We start from the raw sequence: 6,337 nt of genomic DNA, 5'->3' as shown, positions 1-6,337 counted from the left end.
TTGATAACACGATACTTTTTCAATTCATTCACAGTGAGTAATATCCTTTTCATAAGTATTAGTTTAACATTTGGGACATTTTATGTTTCGACCTACTTAGGACATTATCACTTTCGAATGATATTTTCAACAATATATAGTAAAGTGCGATTGACTATATATTGAACAATTGGTATAATATAGTTATTGAAATCACAGAAAATCCATTAATACCAAAACTACCATTCTTGATTTCAAAATAATTATAGAAAGGAGACAACATGAAAGCAAATATTCGTTTAAATCAGGTCGAGGGCGTAAACTTAGTTGTTGATGACTTTAAAAAAATTACTTATCTAGTGGGCGATAAATTTGTCACAATAATTGACGATTTTTCTAAATTTGAGTTTCCCAAAAATGTTACAATCAATTTCATTGGTTCCAATCAAGTGTCAGTTCATTCTAATGATATTGCATTTGTTATCATATCTTAAAATCACTTGAAATATAACCAATTTTCAACAGCTCTGAAATGGCGACTACCATTTCAGGGTTGTTTTTTGTTTCTTCAGACTGTAGCATCTTAATAGAAAATTTGGCAATTTCTTTTATTAAGTTCGCAGATGCTTCATTCTCTGCTTTCATTTTTTATTTTCCTTTCTAGCTGATTTGTAACATTCTACCCCAATTCTGATATAATTAACCTATCAAGTACGGGAATACTTGAAATAATCTGAAAGGAGGTAAAGTTATGAATATATTCCAAGTACGTTGTGTTGAGTATTTTATGAAAAAAGTACTCAAATATGATGTAAAACTGGTTGTCAAGTTTGATAACCAACTCGTAACAGCTAATTTTTTCAAACATGAATCTGAAGTGTTAATGGTTGCTGACACTTCTAACAATCGGTTTATCTATAAAGATGCTTGTTCCGAATTCTCTGACATCGGAAATGATTTCACTTCATTCTTAAATAGCCGGATTGGTTGGCCAAAATGGACAAATGATCCGTTTGAATCTTTTATCAAAGTAATCGCTTATGTGAACGAAAACATTGAACCAGTTGAATCAAATGAAAACATCATCTACGACTTATCAATCAATCGAGATACGTTGGATTTTTACTTTGTCAGTTCCAACTGCGATTTTGATATTGTCAGTTTCAAAGTCAATACCAAACTTTGAAAGGCTAGCCGAATAGGCAACTTTTTTTTGAATCTTAGAAGAAATTTCAGAAATTTCTTGCAGCAATTCATTCTTTTGATGCAAATTTGATGTATTAACTAATTTTTGCGCCCTAGATTGCACATGCTTTGCACAACACAAAATTTCTTTTGACAGTTCGGTTTCTCTTTGAAACTGAGCTGTTTTTGATTCTTCAAGAATTTCATTTTTCAATCGCTCTGATATTTCAACGGTTGGTATCATGTTCGGCGATGTGTAAATTTCGTTTTCTTCAGTCATAATGTCTCCTTTCTAGCTGACTAGCTGATTTGTGTTATTCCACCCCCATTCTGATATAATTAACCTATCAAGTACGGCAATACTTGAAATAATCAGAAAGGAAGTGAAAACATGGATTATTCAAAAATTGTTTATGTCTTAGAATTTAACAATGATTCCGCCGAAAAAGATGCTAATACAAAGCTTGAGCAAGGTTGGCTACTAATTTCAGTTGGCCCGAAACTCACCGAAATCCTAGACAATGGTCAGGCTTATTACAGTACCGCTTACGTCGTTGGAGCGACAGCGGAACAACGTGATAAACACTTGAAAGAGGTTAGCAATGACCTTGAGAATCTTTACTAATACATTCATAATAAAGTACTGCATCTGCTTGATGTAGTGCTTCGTTTTTTTGAATATAACTCAATTTTGATTGCCGACACAATTTCGTAATTTCAGAAAGTAATTTTTTTGTTTCTTCGTCTAAAATCCCAATATGAATCAGTTTTTCTTTACTCTCTGTTAGTTTAATTTTATTCAATAGTGTTTCCTTTCTATGCACGTTTGTGCGTTTTTTGTTATAATTTAGATAGTGGGAATAACTCTTCGACCTGTTTTCCCAAAATCTTTGCAATTTTTTGAGCAGTGTAGACATTCGGTATTCTTCGATTGCTTTCGTAATTTTGATAGCCATGTTCTGAAATACCTATCAACTGCGCAATTTTCTTTTGTGTGAGACCAACTGCCTCACGCTCTTTTTTCAAATTGTTCATATATCCTTTCTTTTTTATTTACACTAACGTTTGTTAATGTAAATATATCTTACCACTAACATTTGTTAATGTCAACTAAAAAATGGAGATTTTATGATTATTTTTCAAGAACGCCTTAAAAGTGTACGATTAGAACGCTCTTTAACTCAGAAACAACTTGCAGAATTAGCCAAAATAACAGAGGCTGGTCTACAAAATTACGAAAATGGCAGACGTGAGCCAAAGTTATCAATCGCTATCAATTTAGCTGATGCTCTCAACGTATCGCTAGACTATCTCGTAGGACGTACCGATAAAAAGGAAATAAACTTATGAACAAAATTAATTTTTTCTATGCCTCATCACCAAACTCTTCCCCCGCATCAATATTTATGGGAACTATGAATACATGTGTAATTCTACCGCTAGAACTCACAGCAAATTTGATATTAGATGATGAACCACAAAAGTTTGAAATTTCAATCACATCATCTGGTGGAGAATTATTCAATGGTCAAATACCTGTTGGAAAAATAATTGATTTAGGAGATACAGGACTACTTATAACTCAACTCACTCTTCCTTTAACAATATCTGAAGTAACGCCATTTCAAAGCTACAAATTCACATTCTCTCTTTTTAAAAATGGTATATTATTAGAAGAATCTCAAACCGAAATTTATATAGTGGAGGAGAATAATGTCAGGAAATAAGATACTTTCAAGTCTTGGTACGCCAATAAGCGTAGGTACTCCCAAGACAGATAATAATTTTTATCAAGATACTAGAGATACCGTTATTAGTCTTACGGAAAAAGTGAAATCACTGGAAAAATCTTTAAGCGAAGAGAAAGAGGCGAGAATAAAACTTTCTGATAAAGTTGATGATATTATCAAGTCTCATCATCAAGATATAATGTGGTACATAGGGATAATAGTAACTATTGTTTTAGCTTTCTTTTTCAACAACTAAAGAAATATTTGTCCAATAAGCAGAAGCAATAAAGCAAAAATCATTCCGTGACTAAATGGATATTTACTATAAAATACGCCGTGAATCTTTACATAATCCCACAATTTCTTTACAATCATTTGCTTTTGTTCCTCCTCAATTTTCTAACAAGTTTCCGCCAACTGTTTTGTCTGCTCCTTTCTAGCTGACTAGCTGTTTTGTTCTTTCTCGTTCCATTTCGTCAACATCGAAATTAAAAAAAATATTCATATCTTCAATTCCAATGATGTTGGCAATTTTCGCCAAATCATCTGCGCCAAGTTTACTGTATCCGTTTTCTAGTTTTGTGTATTTTGCTTTGCTCCATTCTAGGTTTTTAGAGATTTCATCTTGAGTCATTCCTTTTGCGACACGCTCAGCTTTAAGCCGTTTTAAATTAACAAACATTTCCTTCCTCCTTTCGTTGACATTTGGTTGCAATATTATTTTAAATCTTTCGTACCTTTTTGTCAACACTTTTTTGAAAAAAATTGAAAAAAGTTTCCCATGCGGGAACTTTTTGTGATAAAATGGTATCAAATAACGAAAGGGGTAACTTATGAACACCAATGAACAAATTATCTCCATTATTATAAACAGGCGAAAAGAATTAGGTTTGTCGCTTTCTGAAGTTGCTAGAAGAATGAATATCCCAAAATCAACCTTATCCAGATACGAAAACCAACAGCGACAATTCCCTTTAGATTTAATTCAAACCATTTCAGAAGCACTTGACCTTTCATCAAGTCAATTGTTAGGGCTTACACAATTGAGCAAAAAAAATAAAGCCACCGAAAAAACGCAAATAATTACCGAAACAATCGAAATAATGGAAAAACTTGACAAAAATTCGCAAGCTAATATCCTAAACTTCGCAAAATTCGAGTATGCACAGGCTGAAAAGGCTACTAAAACAAACGAGATTCAAAATACAGCAAGTTGAGATTGCTGCCAGATAATAAAGGAATGTCACATTGAAAAAATATGATTTATTCATAATTGCCCTAGCAATCACTTCCATATCCCTAACAATCCTTGATTTTACTGGTTCAATCTCCTTGAAAGAATCGCCCTACTTACAAATTGACTGGAGTATTTTAGGTATCTTTGCCTACGATTATATTTTTAGATTCACAAAAGCTGAAAATAAAGCTAAATTTTTCCGTCAAAATTTATTTGACCTGTTGGCAATTATTCCTTTTGATTCCATGCTATCGTTTTTTAGAATTGCACGGATTTTCAGAATTACTAGAATGTCGAAGATGTTCAAATTTGCTAAATTCTTACGTGTTTTCGGTATTTCTGGTAAATTAGGAAGTCGATTAAAAGTTTTCTTTAATACAAATGGCTTTATTTACTTACTTTATACAAGTTTTGCATTAATTTTTACATCATCAATCATCTATTCAAATTTTGAAAAAATCCCGTTCGCACAGGCAGTCTGGTGGTCTATCGTAACGACAACAACCGTTGGTTACGGCGATATAAGTCCTGTAACATCTATCGGAAAAATAACCGCAATCATTCTGATGTTGCTAGGCATTTCAATCATCGGCATGCTTTCATCAACGATTGTATCATTTTTTAACAATGAAAAAGATGAAACCGCTGAACTAAAAGAGGAAATTAAAAATTTAAACACAAAACTAGATTTACTAATCCAAAAAATTGACGAAAAATAATTATATTAGCTTGACCACTGGCAACGTCCAAAAACTTATGCCACCAAATCATTGATTTCATAAAATCCCACGCCTTGCCTGACGTTAGAAAAGGATTTAATTATGAACATCAAAACAGTCACTAAAAAGAACGGTCAAATCGTCTATCGTGCCAGTGTCTACCTCGGCGTAGATGCTTTTACTGGGAAAAAGGTGCAAACTAATATAACTGCAAGCACAAAAAAAGCCGTCAAGATGAAAGCTCAGCAAGCAATTACTGAGTTTCATCTAAACGGCAACACTCGTCTTGATAATGTTGCATTTAAAACATTTCAAGACTTGACGATTAGCTGGTGGGATAACCACAAACTTAGTCTAAAACACACAACTATCGTCAATAAAGAAAATTTCATCTTTAATTATATCATACCTACGCTTGGCTATTATAAAATAAACAAAATTACCACGCGCCTTATCCAAACAATTGTCAATCAGTGGGCAGCTAATGCCAATAATTCTGATAGAAATACGATGTATGCGACAAAATCTTATGGTGCTATATTAGCCATGATTAAAACTATTTTCCGATATGGGAAAAATATCGGAGTGGTTTCTGAAAATCCAGCACTTGATGTCATTCTACCAAAACTTAAGCGCCGAAAAACTAAGACGATCAATTATCTTGACACAGAAACGCTTATAAAATGGCGCGCTTATCTTGAGACATTGCCAGACAAGGAGATTGTCTTTTTGAAAAAGACACTTTATCAACTACTGCTTGCGACTGGACTTCGTATCGGCGAAGCTCTCGCATTATCGTGGTCTGATATTGACTTTGATAACAACACATTGCATGTTGGTCATACCGTTGACAATGAAGGCAATCTTATCGAGACACCCAAAACAGAATCTAGCATCCGAGATGTCTCATTTGACGTAAGCACAAAACTGATGCTTAAAGTCTATCGCCAGCGCCAAAATCTCATCTTTAGTCAAACAAAGATTTCGTCAAATAATATCATCTTCGCTACCGATATTGGTACATATTATAGACCAGGTAACATGCGTTGTAAGCTCAGAATTGACTTACAAAAATCAGGTATCCACGAAAAAGGTATCAGCTTTCACATCTTTCGTCATACACATGCCAGCATTTTGTTAAACTCTGGTGTCGGGTATAAAGAAATTTCTCAACGCTTGGGACACTCAGATATTGGCATCACGATGAATCGTTATAGCCATCTCAGCAAAGAGAATGCTAATAAAGTCGCTGATGTATTTGCGGAATATCAAAAATCACTCAGTAGTTGACAAAAAAGCTAACAAAATTTATTTTTAATTCGTTTACTGTCTGCTCAATCCCACTGTTAAGCCGTTTTAGCACGGTCATTTCATAAATTTAATTTATCCGACAAATTCCGAAATTTCACAAGTTAAATAGCTATTTCAGACGATTATTTCCCTAACCGCTTTAATTTTCATAAAAAATCTGTTAAACTTTCGTTATG

General features: G+C 33.5%; 13 protein-coding genes. 8 read left to right on the top strand and 5 right to left on the bottom strand.

Features of this window, described 5'->3' with window-relative positions:
* Window positions 1-260 precede the first annotated feature (260 nt).
* Window positions 261-473: a hypothetical protein gene (locus tag Hs30E_RS10185; protein WP_172209839.1), complete on the top strand. Its 213-nt coding sequence runs from the start codon at window positions 261-263 to the stop codon at window positions 471-473.
* On the opposite strand, the gene Hs30E_RS10180 is transcribed toward Hs30E_RS10185, so the two are convergent.
* Window positions 463-624, bottom strand: a complete 162-nt coding sequence (locus Hs30E_RS10180; RefSeq protein WP_172209838.1) for a hypothetical protein — start codon at window positions 622-624, stop codon at window positions 463-465. The genes Hs30E_RS10185 and Hs30E_RS10180 overlap by 11 nt on opposite strands.
* A gap of 451 nt (window positions 625-1,075) precedes the next feature.
* Window positions 1,076-1,444 (bottom strand): hypothetical protein, encoded by a 369-nt coding sequence (locus Hs30E_RS10175; protein ID WP_172209837.1) that lies wholly within the window; start codon window positions 1,442-1,444, stop codon window positions 1,076-1,078.
* 111 nt (window positions 1,445-1,555) lie between these two features.
* Here Hs30E_RS10175 and Hs30E_RS10170 point away from each other — a divergent pair, with 111 nt between their 5' ends.
* Complete coding sequence (locus tag Hs30E_RS10170) at window positions 1,556-1,789, top strand: hypothetical protein (protein ID WP_172209836.1); 234 nt, start codon at window positions 1,556-1,558, stop codon at window positions 1,787-1,789.
* On the opposite strand, the gene Hs30E_RS10165 is transcribed toward Hs30E_RS10170, so the two are convergent.
* Together Hs30E_RS10165 and Hs30E_RS10160 are read right to left on the bottom strand one after the other, a co-directional pair.
* The gene (locus Hs30E_RS10165; protein WP_172209835.1) at window positions 1,761-1,967 is read right to left on the bottom strand and encodes a hypothetical protein; all 207 of its coding nucleotides are present in this window, start codon (window positions 1,965-1,967) and stop codon (window positions 1,761-1,763) included. The genes Hs30E_RS10170 and Hs30E_RS10165 overlap by 29 nt on opposite strands.
* A 37-nt stretch (window positions 1,968-2,004) precedes the next feature.
* Window positions 2,005-2,199 carry a helix-turn-helix transcriptional regulator gene (locus tag Hs30E_RS10160; protein WP_172209834.1) on the bottom strand — a complete coding sequence of 65 codons (195 nt, stop codon included), beginning with the start codon at window positions 2,197-2,199 and terminating at the stop codon, window positions 2,005-2,007.
* Window positions 2,200-2,292: 93 nt separating this feature from the next.
* Here Hs30E_RS10160 and Hs30E_RS10155 point away from each other — a divergent pair, with 93 nt between their 5' ends.
* Genes Hs30E_RS10155 through Hs30E_RS10145 form a run of 3 tightly spaced genes read left to right on the top strand, consistent with a single transcriptional unit; the run spans window position 2,293 to window position 3,150 of the window.
* On the top strand, window positions 2,293-2,514 hold the full coding sequence (locus tag Hs30E_RS10155; RefSeq protein WP_228462049.1) for a helix-turn-helix domain-containing protein: 222 nt from the start codon (window positions 2,293-2,295) through the stop codon (window positions 2,512-2,514).
* Complete coding sequence (locus tag Hs30E_RS10150) at window positions 2,511-2,891, top strand: hypothetical protein (protein ID WP_172209833.1); 381 nt, start codon at window positions 2,511-2,513, stop codon at window positions 2,889-2,891. Before Hs30E_RS10155 ends, Hs30E_RS10150 begins: the two co-directional genes overlap by 4 nt.
* Window positions 2,878-3,150, top strand: a complete 273-nt coding sequence (locus Hs30E_RS10145) for a hypothetical protein (RefSeq protein WP_172209832.1) — start codon at window positions 2,878-2,880, stop codon at window positions 3,148-3,150. Before Hs30E_RS10150 ends, Hs30E_RS10145 begins: the two co-directional genes overlap by 14 nt.
* A gap of 180 nt (window positions 3,151-3,330) precedes the next feature.
* On the opposite strand, the gene Hs30E_RS10140 is transcribed toward Hs30E_RS10145, so the two are convergent.
* Window positions 3,331-3,576 carry a helix-turn-helix domain-containing protein gene (locus Hs30E_RS10140; RefSeq protein ID WP_172209831.1) on the bottom strand — a complete coding sequence of 82 codons (246 nt, stop codon included), beginning with the start codon at window positions 3,574-3,576 and terminating at the stop codon, window positions 3,331-3,333.
* Window positions 3,577-3,727: 151 nt separating this feature from the next.
* Here Hs30E_RS10140 and Hs30E_RS10135 point away from each other — a divergent pair, with 151 nt between their 5' ends.
* The 3 genes from Hs30E_RS10135 to Hs30E_RS10125 all read left to right on the top strand — a co-directional run bounded on the left by Hs30E_RS10135 (window position 3,728) and on the right by Hs30E_RS10125 (window position 6,140).
* Window positions 3,728-4,111, top strand: coding sequence for a helix-turn-helix domain-containing protein (locus Hs30E_RS10135; protein WP_172209830.1), 384 nt, complete (start codon window positions 3,728-3,730; stop codon window positions 4,109-4,111).
* 31 nt (window positions 4,112-4,142) lie between these two features.
* A complete protein-coding gene (locus Hs30E_RS10130) occupies window positions 4,143-4,850 on the top strand; it encodes a potassium channel family protein (protein WP_172209829.1) in 708 nt (235 codons plus the stop codon).
* A 102-nt stretch (window positions 4,851-4,952) separates the two neighbouring features.
* Window positions 4,953-6,140 (top strand): tyrosine-type recombinase/integrase, encoded by a 1,188-nt coding sequence (locus Hs30E_RS10125; protein ID WP_172209828.1) that lies wholly within the window; start codon window positions 4,953-4,955, stop codon window positions 6,138-6,140.
* Window positions 6,141-6,337 lie beyond the last annotated feature (197 nt).

This window comes from Pseudolactococcus hodotermopsidis, assembly GCF_011170085.1.
GTDB lineage: Bacteria > Bacillota > Bacilli > Lactobacillales > Streptococcaceae > Pseudolactococcus > Pseudolactococcus hodotermopsidis.
This window is presented reverse-complemented; position numbering and strand designations above follow the sequence as displayed.